The organism is Streptomyces sp. NRRL F-5630 (assembly GCF_000719475.1).
In the GTDB taxonomy this organism is placed as follows: domain Bacteria; phylum Actinomycetota; class Actinomycetes; order Streptomycetales; family Streptomycetaceae; genus Streptomyces.
In genome coordinates this window covers 13750-32545 of sequence record NZ_JOGO01000053.1, presented here as the reverse complement: position 1 = coordinate 32545, position 18796 = coordinate 13750, and the positions used below count along the sequence as shown (strand labels likewise).

The following is an 18796-nucleotide window of genomic DNA, read 5'->3' as shown; positions in this document are numbered from 1 at the left end:
GCAGGCCGCCTTCGGCGGGGAGGCGTATAAGCAGCGCAATGCCGTCGCACGCTGCTTCAACCAGCAACCTGTAGCAATGGCGGGACCTCGCTACCCGCTACGAGAAGACCGCGACCATCTACCTGGCCGGACTCCACATCACCGCGCATCTTCTGGTCCGTCCGATGAACCAACCGAGATTACGTCCTGGCGATCTCTTGGGTGTGTCGGCACCTGGGCTCCAACTCAATGAGCGGCTTCACCAAGGCGTCGGTGATCCGAACGAAGCGCCCTACAGTAACTGATCGTTTCAAAATGAAGTTCTGAGCCATCTCAGGCAGATGATGTTGCAGGCGAGTTGGAGTAGCCCGAGGTGGAGGTCGGCGCGTAGCTCGTAGCGGATCCTCAGTCGTTTGAACTGGTGGAGCCAGGCGAAGGTTCGCTCGACCACCCAGCGGGTTTTGCCCAGGCCAGAGCCGTGGGCCAGACCTTTGCGGGCGATCTTCGGGGCGATGCCGCGGGCACGGAGGAGGCGGCGGTACTTGTCGTAGTCGTAGCCGCGGTCCGCGAACAGCGGGCTCGGCCGGTGCGCGGCCGCCCGCGGACCCCGCGGATGCGGGGTATCGCGTCCAGCAACGGCATCAGCTGGGTCACGTCGTGGCGATTCCCGCTGGCCAGCGAGAGGGCCAAGGGGGCCCCGTGCCGGACGACGAGCAGGTGGTGCTTGCTGCCCGGCCGGGCCCGGTCGACCGGCGAAGGTCCGGTGCGCGCCCCCCTTTGAGGGCCCTGACGTGCGAGCCGTCGACCGCCGCGTCATCCATGTCCAGCAAACCCGCCGCCCGCAACTCGGCCAGAACGCCCGCTTCGGTCCAGTCCCGCAAACGTCGCCAGGCCGTCACACCACTGCAGTCGACCTGGTCAGCCGGAACATCTCGCCGGCTCACGCTCTTGCACAGCACATGAACGATGGCCCGCAGCGCAGCCCGGTCGTCCGCCGGCAACCGCCCGGGATACCGATACCGCCTCGCCGGACGAGCAGGCAACAGCGGAGCCACACGTTCCCACAGGTCACCAGGGACAAGATCAGCAGAACTCACCAGATCCTGCCGACACAACACACAACCGCCAAGCCCCACAACGAACTTCATTCTGAAACGATCAGTAAAACTGACGATCTTCGCAGCTCTTCTCCTCTGTTCAGTGGTCATTGGGCCGAAAGGCCACGGGCAACTCGGCCGTGGCGGTCAGAAATGGGAGAACCGGCCGCGGGGACGCCGCACGGAGACACCCGCCGAGCCGCCGGCACCGCTGGAGGCAGAGAACGCCGCGCTGCGCAGAAGGGTCCGTGAGTTAGAGGAAAAACGCGAAATTCTGTGCAAGGCGGCGAAGTATTTCGCCGGGGAGACGCGCTGGTGAACCGCTTCCAGTGTGTCGCCGACCTCCAGCGCCGCCACGGCGTGAAGCGGCTTGCACCATTCTCGGCGTCAGTCGCCCGAGCTTCTCCTGCTGGCGCCGGGCGGCCACGGACCGGGTGGCCAGGCAAGTGGCCGACGCCCGCTTGACCGCCCGGATACGAGCCGTGCACCGGGAACCGGACGGCGCCTACGGGTCCCCGAGGATCACCGCCGAGCTCCGCGAGGCGAGCAGTGAGGTGGTCAACCACAAACGCGTCGCCAGGATCATGCGCGCATGCGGGATCGACACCGCCGCCACCAAGGGCGACGTCACCCGGCTGGACGAGCAGGACCACATCCGGTGCGACAGGAGGGCCACCGGCTCCGCTTCCCCTCCCGCGACGTCGCCGCTCACGCCGGCCGGCTCGAACTCAGCCTCGCGGCGATCGATCTGCCGGCCTGGTCGGGCTGCCTGCTGCTGGACGGGAAGCCGGCCACTGCCCCTACGAAGAACAACGGCTGCGGTGCGAAGTCCACGGTGTCGAGTTCATCCCGCCCGTGCGCGACAGACCCTCATCGCCGCGGTTCGGGCGCTCTGGGCCGGGGCGTCTTCACATGTCGTCGGATCGCCTCTCGGCTCCTTGCGCCCGGTCCCGGGCGGCGAGGTCGCGCAGGCGGGCGGTCGTGCCGTTGCGCTGTGCGCGGCGCAGGCCCCGTTTGGCCAGCAGACCGTTGGCCACGGTCGTGACCATCCTGTTCCGCGGCGCTGCCATGCCCGTCGATGTGTGGGGTGCGTAGAGGGCCCGTCCGTCCTCGACGGTCAACCAGCCGGTGACGGTGCGCATGCTCACACCGACGCACTGCGGTTGGAAGCTGTGGGCGAGGAATCCCGCTCGGCGGCCGCCGGGTGGCAGCAGTCCGGACGATGCGGAGAGGCGCAGGCCGGTCTCGTCGTGTCCGGTGACCGTCACCGGGAGGATGACGGGGTGGCCGTCAGCACCCTGGTAAGCCAGCAGGCGATGAGGAAGGGCGGCGATCTGCCGGGCGAGCTTCGCGACGGGTGTCCGCGGGGTCGTGCCGTTCCTCGGCGCTTCCTGTTCGGCGGGATGCCCCGGCCAGGAGGCGCCCGTCACGGTCGCACGTCCACTCGCCGAGAGATCGGGCCAGACGGCGATGCGGTCCGGGTGGACATCGACGAAGACCCGGTTCTGGTGGTACTCGCGAAGCAGCCAGTCCCATACGCCTCCGCGCCTGGTCCGCCCGAGGAACGGCTCGGAGGCGTCCATCAGCCCCGCCAGTCGCTGCGCCGAGGGCTGAAGGTCCACCTCCGCTCGGCCCTGGGCGAGGACGTAGTGGCTGTGGGTGGCGAACCCGTGCTCGCGGGTGTGATAGGCGAGACAGACGCGTGGGTCGCGCAGGATGTGTTCCAGTTTCTTCGGGAAGCCCAGCGAGGTGGTGAAGCTGACCTCGTTGGCCGCCCGGTCCGCGAGTCCTACCGGTGAGACGCTGGTGACCACCGCGCCTCCGGCCGGGGTGAGGTAGGCGGCAGCGACGGTCAGATCGCCCTTGAATGCCTCGTAAGCCGTGTCCGGCCACGGGAGCCGAGTGGAGCTCACGAGCCGTCGCCTCGCAGGACTCGCAGGTCGGCGGCGGCTTGGCTGCGCAGGGCGGGCAGCAATGACTTCATCGGGGGCGGCATGTTCACGAGCATCGACTCCACCTCGGCCGGCGTGCCGGCTTCATCGAGGAATCCGATCATCAGATGCCCGGCCACCGGGGGTGTGCTGGCGATGACTCGCTGGGCGAACTCCTCCCACTGCGCGGGTGTGATGCGCCGCAGGGCGGGGAGCAACAGGGGTTCCTCGTGGGCCAGGTGATCACGCACGCTGTCGCGCACCGCGACGGCCGCCTTGCGCAGCGCGTGCCGGCTGTCGCCGCTCAGGCTTTCGCCGCCGGGGCCTTCCGTAGCGGTCAGGTCGACGGAGGCGAGGCGGTCGAGTGCCCTGTCCAGTTGGTCGTGTTCTTCGCTGAGTTCGTCGAGTGCGCCCTTCGTGTCCGGCGCCGCTGCCAGGATGAGCGGCCACAGCCACGCGTCTTCGGTCTCGTGGTGGTGACGCAGGTTCGCCACGATGAAGTCCCGTAGCTGCCCGAGTACGTGAAGCGGCACGGAGGATCGGCCGACGGCGTCGACGAGCAGTCCGGTAGCCAGTCTGTGTGTCTCATGGGCGAGCCGCGTTTCCACGATGGCTTGCGCGTCGGACTCGGCATGCATGGTCATGTGTGCGGAACCTTCACGTAGGAGTGCACGGTCTTCCGGGCAGGCCCCAAGACCCTGAACCGCTCCGGCGGGACGAGGGGAAGAGATTCCGGTTGTCCGTGAGGTCTCCATTTCAAGTTACACGCCCTGCATTGAAGTTATCCACTCTGGTGTCGGGTAGGCTGCCGACATGCCCGATCGGACTCGGAGCTATCGGTCAGCACGACGTGAGCAAAGCGCGGCTCAGACCCGACAGGACATCCTGGAGACCGCGCGCGACCTCTTCATCACGCATGGCTATGCGCAGGTGACGATGGGGCAGATCGCTCGCTCGGCCGGTGTCGCGACCAAGACGCTCTATGCGAGCGTGGGCACCAAGACTCAGCTGCTGCACGCTCTTCTGGCCGTGGACGTGGCGGATTCGAAGACCACCGGGCTGCATGAGGAGGTAGTCCGAAGCAAGGACCTCGCCTCCGCGATGACCTGCCTGGCGCACGGAATCCGCGGCAACACCGAACGCTTTGCCGCATCCATAGACCTGCTCCACTCCTCCATGGCCAGCGATGACAAAGCGCGGCAGGTGTGGGAGTACGTCGTCGCGCAGTACCGCCAAGCGCTGCGCGACATCGCGCAGCACCTGGTCGCCCTCGGTATGGTGGCTCCTCATCTCGACGTGGACGGTGCGGCGGACCGCCTGTGGCTCTGCTTCGGACTGTCGGCTTGGCGATCGCTTGTCGTCGAGTGCGGCTGGAGCTATGACGACGCGGAACGCCTGCTCGCCCGCCAGGCGGTGAGCATGCTCGAAGACCCCGGCCCGGCATAGGCGGGACGGGGGACCCGTCGCGCTGTCGCACGGCTACGGCCTCAACGGGAGCGTCTGGGGCCGCAACGGCGCCGAGGCCCGGAAAGGCCGCGGCCCGTGGCTGTTCGAGGCCGGTCCGGAGGTATCCGGCCGTGGGCCTGGAGCTTTCCCACCGGCGACATGGCCCACCTGCCCCGTTTCGGCGCCAGTCTCTTCGGGTCAACGGTCCTGGAACGTGTCCAGGGCCACGGCCTGGGCGACGGCCAGGCGGGGGTCCAGCCCGGGGATGAGGATGTCGACCACGTAACGATCCCGCGGACCCCACTTCCTGTCCACCTTCAGCACCTGCTTGCCCCCCGTCTCGAAGTCGAAGTGGTACGGCCACAGGAACGGCACCAGGTCCAGCGGCAGGAAGTCCCAGACGCGGCGGAGCACGGCCACGAACCGGTTACGCTCCCGGCCGACGGCGGACGGGAATCCGGGCTGGTCCAGCACCCAGGTCGAACGCACCAGGGAGGCGATGTCCTTCTCCTCGAAACCGCCGACAAGGCCGCCCTCCGCGTCCCACACGTCGTAGCCATCACCGGCGCCGCGGAGGCCGCGCTCCTCGATGGTGAACAGCACGCGGGTCCCGGACAGGCCGGCGTGGAAAATGATCTTCTCCTTGAGCGAGAATCGCTTCACCTCGGCGCAGGCCAGGACCTTGCCCTCCGAGCCGTCCGGCATCAACTCGCTCACGGTGTAACGGTCGGCCTTGAGACGGTTCTCCTGCCGGACGGTGAAACGTCTGCCGGTCCACTGTCCCGCACTGTCCACTGTTCCGCTCCCGAAGCCGTCGTTCCCTGTGCCGCCGCTGAGTGCGTCCGGCGCAGCCATCGTCACCGGACCGCCCGCCCCGCGGCAGTCTCCATAAGTCGTCACCCGTGACGACCAAAGAGAGCAGGAATCCCAGGAACCGAGGCCCCCCGCCACCCTTCGTCGCGCGCGACCGCACCGAAGGAAGGATGCGGGCGTCAGAGGGCAGCCCTCTATCGTCTGCACGTGGATGCCGCAGAAACTCCCCGTACCCGACCGTCGTTCCGCTTCCGTCTCGCCGCCGCCTCCCCCTGGCCCCGGCGGCGGATCGTCGGCGAGGCCGTGCTCACGCCAGTGCTCTCCGGGATCGCAGGCATCCTTCGCACGGCGGAGACCGGCTCCCTGGTACAGGGCGGGGCACTGGCCCTGGTCGTCGCCGTACTGTCCCTGGCGCGTCGTGCCCTGCCGGCTTCGGTGCTGCTGGCCGCGTCAGCCCTGGCCGGCACCTTTCCCGGTGCGTTCGTCCTGCTGGTCTGCGCCGGCTGGTCCGCCGGCAGCCGCATCGAGCGCCCGGCGCGGGCACTGGCCGCGTTCGCGGCCGGTTTCGTGCTCCACCTTGTCGCCGGCGTGGCCACCGCACCAGATGAAGACCTCGGACTGTCGGTGCTGGTGACCATCGCACTTACCGGGGGTCCGTTCCTGGTGCTGGCGGTGGTGCCCGGTTTCGCCGCCCGGTACCGTGCCCAGCGGCACGCCCTGCTGGACGCCCTGCGGCGGCACAACGCCCAACTGGTGCGCGAACGGGCGATGGTGGCGCGCCAGGCCCGGCTGCTGGAGCGGCAGCGCATCGCCCAGGACATGCACGACAGCCTTGGCCACCAACTTGCCCTGATCGCCGTGCACACCGGGGCCCTGGAGGTGGACCCGGAGCTCAACGGCCGCCAGCGGGAAGGTGTGGGCGTCCTCCGGGAGGCATCCAGATCGGCGATGCGGGAGCTGCGCGAAGCCGTGGGCGTCCTGCGCGATGACGCGGAGATGTCCGGGCCCGGGCCGCGGGGAGCCGGGCCCTCCTCGGACCGTGCCGCGGTTTCTGTCGAAGAGCTGGTCGCGTCGTCGCGGGCGGCGGGCGCGACAGTGGAACTGCACCGCTCCGGCGCCCAGCGGACCCTCACCCCCGCTGTCGACCGGGCGGCGTACCGCATCGCTCAGGAAGGACTGACCAATGCGCACAAGCACGCGCCGGGTGCCCCGATCACGGTCGCGCTGCGTTACGAACCGGACAGCCTCGTAGTCGAGGTGGCGAACGGCCCGGTACCGGCCGGGGTTCCGGCTGCACTCCCCGCGATCAGCGGTCAACAGGGGCTGACGGGCCTGCGGGAGCGGGCCCGTCTGGTCGGCGGCATGGTGCACGCCGGCCCCACCCCCGGCGGGGGCTTCCGCCTCGCCGGTGTGCTGCCGTACGCCGGTGGCGAGCGGCAGTCCTCTCCGGGCGGCGCGACTTCGGTGGCCGCGGACGACGACTTCCGAGGGCAGATCGGCGGGGCCTCGGCGGGAAATGGTGGTGGCGTCCTCGAACGCTCGCTACCGCACAAGGAGTTCACCGCCATCATGAGCAGCAAGAAGAACGCCGCACTGGGATGCGCCGCTACCGCCGTGGTCCTCGTCGTGGGCGTCGGCGCCCTTCTGGTGTGGGGGGTGTCGAAAGGGATCGACGAGTTGGAGAAGGGGGCCATACCGGCGAAGACGTACGAGTCGGCTCGAGTCGGCGAGGCCGAGGCGGACCTGCGCGGGAAGTTGCCGGAAGGCGGCTCGTTGCTCACCGACGGCGTGGAGAAGCAGGGGCCCGCGCTGCCCGATGACGCGGCCTGCGAACACTTCGTGGACGACGAGAAGGACATCGTCTACCGGTTCTGCTTCCGCGGCGGGAAGCTCGCCTCCAAAGTGTCCTACGCGTGGAAGCCCTGACTTGAGGTCTGTGACCGCGCTCCCGGCCGGATCGGGCATGATGAGCCGGCCTGTTGTCCGCCTGTCACACCGATCCCGCGCAGGAGACCGCATGATCCGGGTTCTCATCGCCGACGACGAGCCGCTCATCAGAGCAGGCATCAGAATGATCCTCACCTCCGCCGGGGACATCGAGGTCGTCGCCGAGGCACGGGACGGCCGGGAGGCGGTGGACACCGCCCGGAGCACCGCGGTCGACGTGGCCCTGCTGGACATCCAGATGCCCGTGATGGACGGGCTGACCGCGCTGGCCGAACTGGGCCGCGCCGCGCCGGGGGTGCGGGTGCTGATCCTGACGACATTCGGGGAACGTGACAACGTCCTGCGGGCGCTCGGCCACGGCAGTGCGGGCTTCCTGCTGAAGGACACCGCCCCGCAGGAGCTGATCCACGCGGTCCGCGCGGCGGCGGCCGGCAACGCATACCTGTCCCCGGCCGCCACCCGCCACGTGGTGGACACCCTCGCCTCCCCCGCCGCCACCGTGCGTGGCGAGGAGGCGCGCCGCCGCCTGGCCGGGCTGACCGCTCGCGAACGCGAGGTGCTGGCCCTGCTCGGCGAAGGACTGTCCAACGCGGCCGCCGGCGCCCGCCTGCATATGAGCGAGGCGACGGTGAAGACCTACGTCAGCCGCGTCCTCACCAAGCTCGACTGCGACAACCGGGTCCAAGCGGCGCTCCTGGCCCGCGACGCGGGCCTGGAGCCGTGCGCAGAGTGAACCTCAGCGCCCCGGCACACCGTACGTGGAGCGGATCCGCGAACTCACCCTCAGAGACGAGCCCCGTGAACCGGACTACCCGGATGCCGAGGTCCTGCTCACCATCGTCAATGCGGTACGCCATCGCCGACCGGTCCCGGTCCAGCACGTCGACCGCGACGGACGCCGTACCGGCGCAGAGCACCTATCCCGTTACCGTCGTATTCCTGCGGGCAGTGGCAGCCGTTCGCCTGCCGGTTACCGCCGCGATTGACCGGACCGAATCCGACCGGTCACAGCGAAGTCGGATCCACCAGCGCCGAGGCTCCGGCCCCGGGGTGTGGGGCGATCCGTTACCCCCGGGGCCGGATCGTCACGAGTTTCAGCCGGCCGGGCAGAAGGCGTCCGTCTTCGGCATCTTCCCGTCGACGAGGTAGCGCGTGGTGGTGTTCAGCGCGCAGGGGTTGTCGCCGTACACATAGACCCCGTGACCGCTGCCGTCCACGCTGACCAGCCGGGACCTGTGCGCGAACTTCTGCCGCAGCAGCTTCCCCCCGACGTGCGGGGTCGGCACGTCGCGCAGGTCCTGGACGAGCAGGATGTTGCGCGGCCCGTCGTCGTCGATCGCCACCGGCTTCTCCGCCCGGGCGTACGGCCAGAACGCGCACGGGAGGATGTTGGCGGCAGCGGCGCCGAACATCGGGTAGCGCGCACGGTCCTCCGCCACGCCCTTGCGGTAGGTGTCCACGCTCGTCGGCCACTTGACGTCGTTGCAGGTCACGGCGAGGAAGACGGAGAGCTGGTTGTCCAGGGACGGTGGGGTGTCCGCCGTGCCGTCCCCCTGGTCCGCCGGGCCGCTCCGGGCGACCAGAGTCCGCAGGTCCTTCGCGTCGCCGCCGCTCTTCATTGTCTGCCAGAGCTGGGCCAGCTTGCTGTACTGCACCTCCTTGAACAGGTAGCTGAAGGTGATCTGGCGGAGCATGCCACCGTCGAACCCGTCGACCGGCTTCTCGTCGAGCCGCTCGGCGAGGGTGAAGTAGGTCCGGCGGACCTCGGCGGGGGTGCGGCCGAGACCGTAGCTGTCGTGGCGGGCGGCGGCCCACCGGGCGAAGTCGGGGAACGTCTGCTCCACCCCGAGCGCGAAGCGGCGCATGCCGTCACGGTCGAGGTGGGTGTCGCCGATGTTGCTGTCGAGCACGATGCGGTCGGAGCGCTCGGGGAACATCGACGCGTAGGCGGCCCCCAGCGCCGTGCCGTAGGAGTAGCCCAGGAAGCTGGTCTTCTCCTCCCCGAGAGCCGCCCGAATGCGGTCCAGGTCGCGTGCGGTGTTGGCCGTGGTCAGGTGGGGCAGCATCCCGTCCTTGTCGCGCTCCGCGCACTGCTCGGCCACCTTCTTCACCACCTTCGCCCGCGCGGTCACCGCCGCGTCGTCGACCGCGTACGGCGGGATGTTGGCGAAGTACGGACCCTCCGGAGTGAATCCGCAGGCCACCGGTGCCGAGCGCCCGATGCCCCGGGTGTCCATGCCGATCACGTCGTAGGTGTCCAGCACCTCGGAAGGGACGCCCCGGTTCGCGAGGAAAGCGGGCTGGGAGAGACCGGAGCCGCCCGGACCGCCCGGATTGAGCATGAGCGTGCCTCGCCGCTTGTCGGGGTCCGTACTGGCCAGCCGGGAGATCATCAGCTCGATCCGGCCGCCGTCGGGGTCGGCGTAGTCCTTCGGTACGGGCACGGTGCCGCACTCCAGCACGACCGGCGCCGCCTCGGCCGCCACGTCCTCGGGGCAGGTGCCCCACCGAACGCCGGGTCCCTCCTTCTCCTCCGCGCCCGCCGGTCCCGCGACGAGCGACCCGCTCAGGCCGAGGCCGAGGGCGACCGCCAGGGCCGCGCTCCGCCGGATACCGCGTCCTCGTGTCATATCCGCATCTTTCCCATGCGCTGGTGGTGGGTTGGCCGCGCCCATCGCACTCTGTGTCCCAAGGGCACAGTCAAGCCCGCCCCGCGAGACGATCCGTCGTGGCCGGGGATGGGTTCGGCGGCCAGGGGCAGGGGGAGGCAGGGCCCTCCCGGCAGACGGGCGGGCCGGACGGCGCGCGCCGACCGGCGACGCAACCCCGGAAGGCGACGGACGACGGAACCTCGGAAAGGGACTCTCGTGACATGGAGCACGCGTCAGCTGGCGGAACTCGCGGGCACAACGCTCAAGACGGTCCGGCACTACCACAAGCTGGGGCTGCTGGAGGAGCCGGAGCGCGCACCGAGCGGCTACAAGCGGTACGACGTACGGCACCTGGTCCGGCTGATGGGCATCCGCCGGCTGACCGACCTCGGCGTGCCGCTCTCCGACATCCCCACGGTGGCCGCCGCCGACGCGCGGTCCAAGGAGATCCTGCGCGCCCTGGACGCCGAACTCGCGGCGAACATCGAGCGCCAGCAGCACATGCGCCGCCAACTGGCCGCGATCCTGGAGGACGGGGCCTCGCTCGGCCTGCCCGCGGGCTTCGGGGCCGCCGCCGCCACGCTGCCCCAGGCCCTGCAGGACCTCTTGGTGGCGTCCTCGAGCGTCCTCACGCCGACGGCGATGTCCCTCATCCGGGACCAGTACACGCGCCCCCGGGACAAGATGGACGAGGAGTTCGAGCACCTGCCGGCCGACGCCCCCGAGGACGTGCGCCGCAGACTGGCGGCCCACCTGGCGGCCGCGGTCCGGGCCCAGCGCGCGGACGGGACCGCCCTCACGGACCTGGACGCCGCGTCCCGCCGCGACGGGAAGCTCACCCGGTCCGTCGTCACCCAGTCCGTGGCGGCGTTCTACAACGAGGCCCAGCTCGACGTCCTGCGCCTCCTGCACGGCCTCCTCCAGGAAGAGGAGGCCGAGAGGGGCGGGACGGGTGAGACGGTGCGTGCTTCGGACAGCGCCTCACCCGCGCACTCAAGGCCCTCGTTGAGGCGTGCAAGCCCGTGACGCTCGGTGCCTTGCGGTACGAGCTGGAAGGGCTGCCGACGTTCGGGCGGCAGTCGCGCGCGGTTGACGACCGCCGCGCCTCGGTCAACGCCCGCGGCGTGGACGAGGTGCTGTGGTGAGCGACGTCCCCGACGCGGTCCTGCCGCTGCGGGCCCTTCCAGCGGCAGCACACCTGGGGCGCCGGTAGCCATCCAACCAGCGCGTGCACGGCAGGCGGTGAGACGTCGGGCCTCGGCCGCCGCGAGCACATGAGCGACACCATCCAAGCCGTCGCCGGCCTGCTGTCTCACCAGCAGACCGTGGACCTGAAGCCGACACGGCGGACGTGAACCCAGGTCACGCCGAAGCTCGCGACGTCTCACCGCCTACCTGCACGAGCTCGTCAGGCGTCGCGACCGAGCCGGAATCTCTCCGTCCGGCGATGCCGGTGGCCGCCAAGTCGCGCCGTGAGCAGAGCCCCAGCTTGGCGAACACGTTGGACAGGTGATGCCCGACGGTGCGGTCGCTGATCCGCAGACGGGCCCCGATCTCCCGGTTGGTCAGATCGCCGGCGGCAAGCTGGGCCACCCGGCGTTCCTGTGCCGTCAGCGTTGTCATGCCCGCGCCGGCGGCAGTGGCACGGCGTGCGGGCGCCATGATCAGACCCTGCTCACGCCGGGCCCGTTCGAGCATCGGGCGCGCTCCCAGTGCGTGGAACGTCTCGGCGGCGGCGTCGAGCTGCTGGCGGGCGTCTCGGCGCCGCCGCTGTCGCCGCAACCACTCGCCGTAGAGCAGCCGGGCCCGTGCGTGGTCGAACGGGCGCCGGGACGCACCGGGCACGTCCAGCGCCGCCCGGTAGGACCGTTCGGCGGCGGGTTCGTCCAGCAGTGCGCGTGCCAGGTGCGCTGTGAATCTCGCCCAGGGCGCGCCGGTGCGCCGTACCCAGGCGTCGAGCGCCTCGGCACGGCGTCGGCCGATCTCCGGCCGCCGCGCGTGCACGGCGGCCTCGATCGTGTCCAGGCTTGCCAGCAGAGCGACGACCGGATGCGCTGCCTCGTGCCCGTGCTCGTCCAAGCGGGCGAGCAGGTCGAGTGCGGCATCGGCGCGGCCGGCCGCCAGAGCGGCCATTCCACGGTTCCAGTGGGCCGAGGCGCTGACCGCACGGTCGCCGCGCAGCCTGGCCAGCTGCAGGGTCCGAACGGTCAGATGGTCGACGCTGCGGCCGTCACCGCGGGCGGCGGCGAGCCACCCGAGGCAGTTCCGGCACTCCGCGGCGATGTGCTCGGCACCGATCCGCTCGGCCGACGCGAGCCCCTCGGCCGCGGCGTCCTGCGCGGCGCCCCACCGGCCCGCGGCGATGTCGAGTCGCGCGATCCGAGCCAGCGCCGCAGCGAGCGAGGTGCCATCGGCGTGACGGCGGTGCCTGCGGACAAGGGCGTGCACGGCATCGGCGAGTGGCTCGTCGAGGCCCCACACCAGTCCGAGCGGCGATGCCGGGAGCAGCTGCGACTCCACCCGGGAGATGTGCGCCATGACGTCACCGAGTTCCGCCGACGACGCTGCCCGTGCCGGGGCCGTCGCCGGCCCCCACCACGTCCGGACGACCGGGAGGACATCGGGCAGCCCAGGGGTCGTCAGCCCCGCGAGACGAGTGAGGGTCTCGCCGACGAGGTCGTCGCGGGCCGCGGACCATCCCGCGTGCAGGGCGGCGGCGCCGAGCTCCACTCCCATGCGCGGATCATCGAACGCGGCGATGTCGCGACTGATCGATCGGTGGGCTCGTTCCAGAGACCCCTCGGCGAGTTCGAGTACCCCGCGCAGGCCACGGCTGGCGCGGGTGACCAGGACCTCGTCGGTCAGGCTCCGGGCATCGGCCAGCAACCGACGCGCCATCGTGGCGTCGCCGCCGTGCCAGGCGGCCACGGCCGCGCCGGCGAGCCTGCGGGTCGCAGCGGCCGGGTCGGCGGACAGCTCGGCGGCCCGCCGCAGGATCGGTACCGCGCCGGCGCCCGAGGGCACCGTCCGCTCGAGCAGCCCGGCGATCTCCTCGTCGATGTCGTGAACGGTCGCGGCCCGGTGCCAGACATGCCCGCGACTGCCCGGGGGAAGCGCGGCGGCCAGGGTCCGGTGGGCGTTCCCGCGCTCGGACGGGGAGGCGCTCGCGTAGACAGCGGCCCGGACCACCGGGTGCCGTAGCGCAGGCCGGTCGGGCGTCCCGGCGAGCAGACCCGACCAGGTCGTCTCCTCCCACACCGGCCCCTCGGGGGCGCGGGAACGTGCTGACCGTGCGAGCGTGAGCTGATCACCGTCGGCACGAGCCGCGGCCATGAGTACGACGAACTCGCGTGCCGGGGCCGGCATGGTCCGCAGGCGCTCGGCGAAGGCCTCACGCAGCCGGGGCCCCACGGGCACCGTGCCGGCGGCGAGATCGTCGATCGGTACGGGCAGCTCGTGCAGTGCCAGCGGGTTGCCCCCACCTGCTTTCACCGCGCGGGTGACCTCGGGGCCGTCGAGGCCGGGGTGGGCGGCGGCGACCAGTTGGGCGGCGTGGTCGTCAGCGAGAGGACGCACCGCGAGCGGATCGGCCCCCTCCCACGATCCGCCGGCGGGCGCGTCGTGGTCGGCGACCAGGACCACCACCGGCTCGGTCCCCACCCGCCGGGCGACGAATCCGAGCACGAACTCGGTCTCCGCGTCGAGCCGGTGTGCGTCGTCCACGACGATCAGGAGCGGGCGGTCGACTGCCAGCGCCGACAACAGGGACAGGACCGCCACGGCGATGAGCGACCGGCCCGCTGCGGTGACCTCGCCCGCGAGCACGCCTCGCAACGCTGCCGCCTGGGACACCGGAAGGGTCGCGATCAGGTGCTCGACCGGCCGGAGCAGCGTGTCCAGGCCGGCGAAGGGGGTCCCGGACTCGCACCGTGCGGGCTGTACCGCCAGCGGGGCGAAATCGGGAGACGTCGCGGTGACGTGGTCGAGGAGTGCGGTCTTGCCGATGCCCGGCTCACCCCAGAGCACCAGGGCGCCACCGGTGCCCCGGCGTGCTCGGTCGAGCACCTCGGTCACGGCAGCGATCTCTGCCTGTCGTCCGACGAGCGGAGCCGGAGCACCGGTTGCCCTCATCGCGTCCTCCCAGCCGTGACCATCTTCCGGCCCCAGAGGTCCGTGCCGCACCGTCCGAGGCCGGCGGGATTGTCCGAGGCCCCGACGAGGACGCCGACCCCGTGCACGAGCGCGATGCCGGTGAGCTCCGCTCGGATCCTGATGAGCGCATTCTCGGGCCCCTGCTGTGGCAGTGCCACCCCACCGAGCCGGGTCCCGTTCGGTGGTGCCGACCTGTCCGCGAATGGTGTGCGCGTGCTCAGCGGCCTGCCGCAGGTGCTTCTGGGCCCGCAGACCACGGGCCCGGGTACCTTGACCGATGGCCCCGCCGTCGCGGTCAGGGTCGCGTCCCGTTCGTCGGTCGCCGACGACGAGCTTGCGCGTCGAGCACGCCGAACCGCTGCCATGGTACCGGCAGCGTATGGACGAGGCGCTCGCCGCGGGCGCACGCCGAGGTCGGCGCCGCGGGGCGAGGCGCCGGGGGCCGTGGTCATGGCGACTCCACCGAACTGGGGCGGACGCCCTTGGGGAGTGGGTCTCCCAGGAAGGCGAGCAGGGCGGCGTTGACCTCGTCGGCGTGCGTCCACAGCAGCCCGTGCGGGGCGCCCTCGATCTCCACGTACCGCGCGTCGGGCAGGGCCCGGCGGAAGCGGTGGGCCGTGACGTCGATGGGGAGTATCCGGTCGGCGGTGCCGTGCAGGATCAGGGCCGGTGTGCCGCTGGCCCGGACGGCCTCGACATCGGCGCGGAAGTCCTCGATCCACGAGGAGACGACGGCATGGGCGGCCACGGGGGCGCTGGAGATGGCGACGTTCCAGCTGGCTGTGACCGCCTCCTGGCCGATGCGGTTGCCCAGGTTCTCGTCGAGGTTGTAGAAGTTGGAGAAGAACTGCTCGTACCAGGCGTAGCGGTCGCCCTTGGCCGCGGCCTCGATGCCGTCGAAGACGTCCTGGGGCACGCCGTCCGGGTTGTCGTCCCGAGCGACGAGGAAGGGCTCCAGGGAGGCCAGGAAGGCGAGCTTCGCGACCCGCTGGTGGCCGTATCGAGCGATGTAGCGGGCGAGTTCGCCGGTGCCCATCGAGAACCCGACGAGGACGACATCGCGCAGGTCCAGGGTCTCCAGCAGGGCATCCAGGTCGGCGGCGAAGGTGTCGTAGTCGTAGCCGGTGCCGACCTTCGACGAGCGTCCGAAGCCGCGGCGGTCGTAGGTGATGACGCGGTAGCCTGCGGAGAGCAGCTCGCGCGTCTGGCGCTCCCAGCTGTGGCCGTCGAGCGGATAGCCGTGGATGAGGACGACGGGCTGACCCGCGCCTTGGTCCTCGTAGTAGAGCTCGACCGGCGTGCTGTTCTCGTTCCCGATGGTTACGTGTCCCATGATCTTTCCTTTCCGAGGGTGGTGTGCCTGCTATTGACCGACGAGCCGCCGTACCGCGATCGTTGTCGCCTCGGCGATGGTGGCTTTGGCGGCCGTGGACTCCGGGTCGGCCGGGTCGGCGTAGACGGCGAGATCGGCGAGTTGGCGGGGCTCCAGGCCACGGCTGTTCCCTTCAGGTGTCGTCGGCCGACGTGTCGTCGGCCCACATGTCTTCGGCGTGGTCAGGGGTGCGTGAGCCGGCGCCGGCGATCGGCCTCCGACAGCCCGCCCCACCGCCGTGCGGCTCCCGGTGGGCCAGGGCGTGGACGGCGACCCGCTCGCGCCGCTGCCGTGGCGGGAGGACTCCTCGTCGGCGGGGAAGAACACCTCGGCGCTGATCACGGTGGTCGCTCCCTTCCCGGTCGCTCTGCTGTCGGCTCTCAGAGTCGCGGAGAAGGCGCCTGGTCCGCGTCGGTGGAAATCCCTTATCCCGTCACCGACCCTGGCGCGGGGGAGGCCGGCATCTCGACGACCCGGTGCTGCCCGCGCGCTTCGCGTCGGTGACAATGACCGGAAAGACGCCGTGTCGGCGCCAGGGAAGGACCAGGCGATGCTCGTGGGACGGCACGCCGAGCAGGCGGCGCTGGAGCGGCTGCTGGCTCGGGCGCGGGGCGGCGACAGCGGGGTGTTGGTGGTGCGCGGGGAGGCCGGCATCGGCAAGTCCGCTCTCTTGCAGCACATGCGGGAGACCGCCGTGGCGATGGGATTCGGGGTTCACGACGCGGCCGGGGTGGAGGCCGAGGCAGAGTTCGCGTTCGCGGGCCTGCACCAGTTGTGCGCCCCGTTCCTGGCGCGGGCGGTCGAGCTGCCCGAGCCGCAGCAGGCCGCGCTCGGGGTGGCGTTCGGGCTGCGCGAGGGTGCCGCGCCGGACCGGTTCCTGGTGGGGTTGGCGGTGTTGAGCCTGTTGGCCGAGGACGGGCCGTTGCTGTGTGTGGTCGATGACGCGCAGTGGCTCGATCAGGCGTCTGCGCAGGTTCTGGCTTTCGTGGCCCGGCGGGTGGGGGCCGAGCGGGTGGCGATGGTCTTTGCGCTGCGCGATCCCGATGTGACCGACGTCGAGGCGTTCAGCGGGTTGCCGGAGCTGCGCCTGGCGGGGCTGGGGGCCTCCGATGCCCAGACGCTGCTGGCCACCGCGGTCCGCGCACCGCTGGACGATGTGGTGCGCGACCGGATCGCAGCCGAGGCGCGCGGCAATCCGCTGGCGTTGTTGGAGCTGCCCCGGAGTGCTCCGGCGATGCAGTTCGCGGGCGGGTTCGAGCTGCCGGACGTGGTGAGCGTTCCGCGCCGGATCGAGGACGGCTTTCGGCGTCGCGCGAACAGCCTGCCTGCCGACGCGCGGATGCTGCTGGTGGTTGCCGCGGCCGAGCCGACCGGTGATGCGGCGTTGCTGTGGCGCGCGGCCGCGGAGCTGGGGATCGCCCGCGAGGCGGCTGCGCCCGCGGAGGCCGCCGGGCTGCTGGAGTTCGACTTCCGTGTGCGCTTCCGGCACCCGCTGGTGCGCTCGGCGGTCTACCGGGCGGCCACACCGACCGACCGGCGCCGGGCGCACGGCGCGCTGGCCGCCGTCACCGACCAGCAGGCCGATCCGGACCGGCGTGCCTGGCACCGCGCGCAGGCGGTGGTGGGCACTGATGAGGACGCCGCCGCGGAGCTGGAGCGTTCGGCCGGACGGGCCCGCGCCCGCGGCGGGTTGGCCGCCGCGGCGGCGTTCCTGAAGCGTGCGGCCGAGCTGACCCCTGGGCCGGCCGTCCGGGCGGAACGGGCCCTGGAAGCCGCGCACGCCAAGCACGAGGCCGGTGCGTCCGAGGCCCTGGAGCTGCTGACCGTCGCCGCGGCCGGGCCGTTGGACGCCGTGGCGCAGGCCCGCCTGGAGCTGCTGCGTGCTCGGATCGCGTTCCACGGGGCAAGGGGCGGCGAGGGGCCGCGGATGCTGCTGGACGCCGCCGAGAGCCTCGCCCCGCTGGAGCCGGCGCTGTCCCGGGAGACCTACCTGGACGCGCTCGACGCGGCGATCGTCACCGGCGACCGCGGACCCGGCGGCGGCGTGCGCGCGGTGGCCGAAGCAGCCCGGGCCGCGCCCGCGCCACCGGAGTCGCCGAGGCCGGTGGATCTGTTGCTCGACGGGCTGGTGACGACGTTCACGGAGGGCTACGCGGCAGGAGTGCCCGGGCTGCGGCGGGCGTTGGACGCCTTCAATCGTCACGAGCGGGACGATCACGCCGTGAACGACGGCGACGACCGCCGCTGGCTGTGGCTGGCCGGCCGGACCGCGATGTCGGTCTTCGACGACCAGATGGTGCACGCGCTGGCCGCTCGTCATGTCCGGCTGGCCAGGGAAGCCGGCGCGCTGGCCACGCTCCCCGCAGCACTGCTCGTCCAGTCCGTCATGCTGGTGCTCTCCGGTGACTTCTCCCGGGCCGCCGAGCAGACCGCGATCGCGGCCGCGACGAGAACTGTGCCCGTGCTCCACGGCCAGCTCATCCTGGCTGCCTGGCGCGGCCGCTCGGACGAGACCACCGAGATCCACGCGACCATGGTCCGGGAAGCGGCTGGACGTGGGGGCCGGACTGAGGACTTCCTGGCGCAGTACGCCATGGCGGTGCTGCACAACGGTCTGGGCGACTACCCGGCGGCTCTGGTCGCTGCGACGCGGGCTTTCGAGTCCGACGAGCTGACCCACAGCAACCTGGCCCACTCCGAGCTCATCGAAGCGGCATGCCGTAGCGGCCGGCCGGAGCGTGCGACCGCTGCGCTGGTCCAGCTCAGCTCACGGGCGCAGGCCAGCGGCACCCCGTGGGGGCTCGGGCTGGCAGCGCGCTCATGGGCATTGGTCAGCACCGGCCCGGCCGCCGAGGAGTACTACCGCGAGGCGATCGAGCAGCTACGAAACTGCCGCGTGGCCACCCAGCTGGCCCGGGCTCATCTCGTCTACGGCGAGTGGCTACGCCGCGAGGGCCGCCGCCAAGGCGCCCGCCAGCAGCTCCGCACCGCCCACCAGATGCTGTCGGACATGGGGGCGGAAGCGTTCGCCGCGCGCGCCGCCCGCGAGCTGCGCGCCACCGGCGAGCACCCACGCAGCCGGTCCGCCCAGCCTTCGGACGCGCTCACCGCCCAGGAGCTGACGATCGCCCGGCTGGTAGCTACCGGCGCGACCTCCCGGGAGGTCGGCGCACAGCTGTTCTTGAGCCCGCGCACCATTGAGGCCCACCTCCGCAGCATCTTCCGCAAGCTGAGCATCACCTCCCGGCGACAGCTGCGAGACCTGCGGCTTCCGTGACGGGCCGACAGCGTGCGTGCCCTGTCGCGGTACGCGAATGCCACCCGGAAGGCCAGGAGCCGAGCCAACTCGGCTTCGTCCCCAACAACCAGCCGCAGGCTGCTTCCGGGGGGTCCAGCCCGACGCCGCCC

At 71.4% G+C, this 18796-nt stretch carries 13 protein-coding genes and 2 pseudogenes; 7 read left to right on the top strand and 8 right to left on the bottom strand.

The genetic code is table 11. From position 1 onward, the window contains the following. Positions 1-289: 289 nt before the first annotated feature. A pseudogene (locus IF99_RS32750) lies at positions 290-1127 on the bottom strand (IS5 family transposase). Between the two features lie 278 nt (positions 1128-1405). Between IF99_RS32750 and IF99_RS35805 the strand changes: the two are divergent. Then, a pseudogene (locus IF99_RS35805) lies at positions 1406-1666 on the top strand (IS3 family transposase); the annotation flags it as partial. 318 nt (positions 1667-1984) lie between these two features. Here IF99_RS35805 and IF99_RS35105 read toward each other — a convergent pair. Continuing rightward, positions 1985-2989: a hypothetical protein gene (locus tag IF99_RS35105; protein WP_051703620.1), complete on the bottom strand. Its 1005-nt coding sequence runs from the start codon at positions 2987-2989 to the stop codon at positions 1985-1987. After that, positions 2986-3651: a hemerythrin domain-containing protein gene (locus IF99_RS0122270; protein ID WP_030998533.1), complete on the bottom strand. Its 666-nt coding sequence runs from the start codon at positions 3649-3651 to the stop codon at positions 2986-2988. The genes IF99_RS35105 and IF99_RS0122270 overlap by 4 nt, the downstream gene beginning before the upstream one ends. A gap of 169 nt (positions 3652-3820) precedes the next feature. On the opposite strand from IF99_RS0122270, the gene IF99_RS0122265 reads away from it, so the two are divergent. Continuing rightward, positions 3821-4453: a TetR/AcrR family transcriptional regulator gene (locus IF99_RS0122265; RefSeq protein WP_030998531.1), complete on the top strand. Its 633-nt coding sequence runs from the start codon at positions 3821-3823 to the stop codon at positions 4451-4453. 198 nt (positions 4454-4651) lie between these two features. Here IF99_RS0122265 and IF99_RS0122260 read toward each other — a convergent pair whose 3' ends face one another. Beyond that, a complete protein-coding gene (locus IF99_RS0122260) occupies positions 4652-5248 on the bottom strand; it encodes a hypothetical protein (RefSeq protein WP_030998529.1) in 597 nt (198 codons plus the stop codon). A 225-nt stretch (positions 5249-5473) separates the two neighbouring features. Between IF99_RS0122260 and IF99_RS0122255 the strand changes: the two genes are divergently transcribed. Together IF99_RS0122255 and IF99_RS0122250 are read left to right on the top strand one after the other, a co-directional pair. After that, a complete protein-coding gene (locus IF99_RS0122255; protein WP_037827306.1) occupies positions 5474-7192 on the top strand; it encodes a sensor histidine kinase in 1719 nt (572 codons plus the stop codon). Between the two features lie 91 nt (positions 7193-7283). Next, positions 7284-7946 (top strand): response regulator transcription factor, encoded by a 663-nt coding sequence (locus IF99_RS0122250; protein WP_030998525.1) that lies wholly within the window; start codon positions 7284-7286, stop codon positions 7944-7946. A gap of 361 nt (positions 7947-8307) precedes the next feature. Here the strand turns inward: IF99_RS0122250 and IF99_RS0122245 are convergent, their stop codons facing one another. Continuing rightward, entirely contained in the window at positions 8308-9843 is a 1536-nt protein-coding gene (locus tag IF99_RS0122245; protein ID WP_030998523.1) for an alpha/beta hydrolase, read from the bottom strand. A 237-nt stretch (positions 9844-10080) separates the two neighbouring features. On the opposite strand from IF99_RS0122245, the gene IF99_RS0122240 reads away from it, so the two are divergent. Both IF99_RS0122240 and IF99_RS35500 read left to right on the top strand, forming a co-directional pair. Further along, a complete protein-coding gene (locus IF99_RS0122240) occupies positions 10081-10890 on the top strand; it encodes a MerR family transcriptional regulator (RefSeq protein ID WP_030998521.1) in 810 nt (269 codons plus the stop codon). Beyond that, a complete protein-coding gene (locus IF99_RS35500) occupies positions 10887-11009 on the top strand; it encodes a hypothetical protein (protein WP_267882253.1) in 123 nt (40 codons plus the stop codon). Before IF99_RS0122240 ends, IF99_RS35500 begins: the two co-directional genes overlap by 4 nt. A 217-nt stretch (positions 11010-11226) precedes the next feature. Here IF99_RS35500 and IF99_RS0122230 read toward each other — a convergent pair whose 3' ends face one another. The 3 genes from IF99_RS0122230 to IF99_RS34100 all read right to left on the bottom strand — a co-directional run bounded on the left by IF99_RS0122230 (position 11227) and on the right by IF99_RS34100 (position 15730). After that, complete coding sequence (locus IF99_RS0122230; RefSeq protein ID WP_051703619.1) at positions 11227-13995, bottom strand: LuxR family transcriptional regulator; 2769 nt, start codon at positions 13993-13995, stop codon at positions 11227-11229. A 469-nt stretch (positions 13996-14464) separates the two neighbouring features. Beyond that, positions 14465-15349 (bottom strand): alpha/beta fold hydrolase, encoded by an 885-nt coding sequence (locus IF99_RS0122220; protein ID WP_030998515.1) that lies wholly within the window; start codon positions 15347-15349, stop codon positions 14465-14467. A gap of 30 nt (positions 15350-15379) precedes the next feature. Further along, complete coding sequence (locus tag IF99_RS34100) at positions 15380-15730, bottom strand: hypothetical protein (protein WP_158716639.1); 351 nt, start codon at positions 15728-15730, stop codon at positions 15380-15382. Between the two features lie 208 nt (positions 15731-15938). On the opposite strand from IF99_RS34100, the gene IF99_RS0122215 reads away from it, so the two are divergent. Beyond that, the gene (locus IF99_RS0122215; RefSeq protein WP_030998513.1) at positions 15939-18665 is read left to right on the top strand and encodes an ATP-binding protein; all 2727 of its coding nucleotides are present in this window, start codon (positions 15939-15941) and stop codon (positions 18663-18665) included. The last annotated feature ends 131 nt before the right edge of the window (positions 18666-18796 follow it).